The organism is Staphylococcus intermedius NCTC 11048 (assembly GCF_002902385.1).
Classification (GTDB): domain Bacteria; phylum Bacillota; class Bacilli; order Staphylococcales; family Staphylococcaceae; genus Staphylococcus; species Staphylococcus intermedius.
This window is the reverse complement of the sequence record NZ_PPQH01000110.1, coordinates 1-1,384: the sequence shown is the minus strand read 5'-3', so window position 1 is coordinate 1,384 and position 1,384 is coordinate 1. Positions and strand designations below refer to the sequence as shown.

Below are 1,384 nucleotides of genomic sequence, written 5' to 3'. Positions count from 1 at the left end.
TCACACCTGTTCCCATGCCGAACACAGAAGTTAAGCTCTTTAGCGCCGATGGTAGTCGGACTTACGTTCCGCGAGAGTAGGACGGTGCCAGGTTAATACATAATCGGAGAATTAGCTCAGCTGGGAGAGCATCTGCCTTACAAGCAGAGGGTCGGCGGTTCGATCCCGTCATTCTCCACCATTTTTAGAAATGAATATGAGTAGCCGGCCTAGCTCAATTGGTAGAGCAACTGACTTGTAATCAGTAGGTTGGGGGTTCAAGTCCTCTGGCCGGCACCATGATGAGCCATTAGCTCAGTTGGTAGAGCATCTGACTTTTAATCAGAGGGTCAGAGGTTCGAATCCTCTATGGCTCACTTTGCGGGTGTGGCGGAATTGGCAGACGCACTAGACTTAGGATCTAGCGCCTTACGGCGTGGGGGTTCGACTCCCTTCACCCGCATATGCAGAAGTAGTTCAGCGGTAGAATACAACCTTGCCAAGGTTGGGGTCGCGGGTTCGAATCCCGTCTTCTGCTCCATTATTTGCCGGGGTGGCGGAACTGGCAGACGCACAGGACTTAAAATCCTGCGGTGAGAGATCACCGTACCGGTTCGATTCCGGTCCTCGGCACCATTGTTTCATTTCATATGCGCCCGTAGCTCAATTGGATAGAGCGTTTGACTACGGATCAAAAGGTTATGGGTTCGACTCCTATCGGGCGCGCTACATTACCTTACGGGAAGTAGCTCAGCTTGGTAGAGCACTTGGTTTGGGACCAAGGGGTCGCAGGTTCAAATCCTGTCTTCCCGATATCTTTTAAAATATTTATATGGGGGCTTAGCTCAGCTGGGAGAGCGCCTGCTTTGCACGCAGGAGGTCAGCGGTTCGATCCCGCTAGTCTCCACCATTTAAATTAATACTAATACAACTACATAAGGCGGCGTAGCTCAGCTGGCTAGAGCGTACGGTTCATACCCGTGAGGTCGGGGGTTCGATCCCCTCCGCCGCCACTAAATTTAGTTGAAAACATTATTAGGACCTTTAGCTCAGTTGGTTAGAGCTAACGGCTCATAACCGTTCGGTCGCAGGTTCGAGTCCTGCAAGGTCCATATAATTCGGAGGAATACCCAAGTCTGGCTGAAGGGATCGGTCTTGAAAACCGACAGGGGCTTAACGGCTCGCGGGGGTTCGAATCCCTCTTCCTCCGCCATTATTATTTTCTATTACCGCGGGATGGAGCAGTTCGGTAGCTCGTCGGGCTCATAACCCGAAGGTCGGTGGTTCAAATCCGCCTCCCGCAATATTATTTATAAGTGGTCCCGTAGTGGAGCGGTTTAACACGCCTGCCTGTCACGCAGGAGATCGCGGGTTCGATTCCCGTCGGGACCGCCATTATTAAAAT

The 1,384-nt window shown here is 51.7% G+C and carries 14 tRNA genes and 1 rRNA gene; all 15 read left to right on the top strand.

From position 1 onward, the window contains the following. Nucleotides 1-93 (top strand): 5S ribosomal RNA (gene rrf, locus CD138_RS13235); the annotation flags it as partial. 12 nt (nt 94-105) lie between these two features. Then, nucleotides 106-181 (top strand) — tRNA-Val (locus CD138_RS13230). 22 nt (nt 182-203) lie between these two features. Beyond that, a tRNA-Thr gene (locus CD138_RS13225) sits at nt 204-279 on the top strand. A gap of 4 nt (nt 280-283) precedes the next feature. Further along, a tRNA-Lys gene (locus CD138_RS13220) sits at nt 284-356 on the top strand. A 4-nt stretch (nt 357-360) separates the two neighbouring features. Beyond that, nucleotides 361-442, top strand: a tRNA-Leu gene (locus tag CD138_RS13215). Between the two features lie 3 nt (nt 443-445). Further along, nucleotides 446-520 (top strand) — tRNA-Gly (locus tag CD138_RS13210). 6 nt (nt 521-526) lie between these two features. Further along, a tRNA-Leu gene (locus CD138_RS13205) sits at nt 527-615 on the top strand. 16 nt (nt 616-631) lie between these two features. Continuing rightward, nucleotides 632-705, top strand: a tRNA-Arg gene (locus CD138_RS13200). 13 nt (nt 706-718) lie between these two features. Then, a tRNA-Pro gene (locus CD138_RS13195) sits at nt 719-792 on the top strand. A gap of 21 nt (nt 793-813) precedes the next feature. Then, a tRNA-Ala gene (locus CD138_RS13190) sits at nt 814-889 on the top strand. 29 nt (nt 890-918) lie between these two features. Continuing rightward, nucleotides 919-992 (top strand) — tRNA-Met (locus CD138_RS13185). Between the two features lie 25 nt (nt 993-1,017). Next, a tRNA-Ile gene (locus CD138_RS13180) sits at nt 1,018-1,091 on the top strand. An 8-nt stretch (nt 1,092-1,099) separates the two neighbouring features. Beyond that, a tRNA-Ser gene (locus CD138_RS13175) sits at nt 1,100-1,192 on the top strand. A 17-nt stretch (nt 1,193-1,209) separates the two neighbouring features. Then, nucleotides 1,210-1,283 (top strand) — tRNA-Met (locus CD138_RS13170). 14 nt (nt 1,284-1,297) lie between these two features. Next, a tRNA-Asp gene (locus CD138_RS13165) sits at nt 1,298-1,374 on the top strand. Nucleotides 1,375-1,384 lie beyond the last annotated feature (10 nt).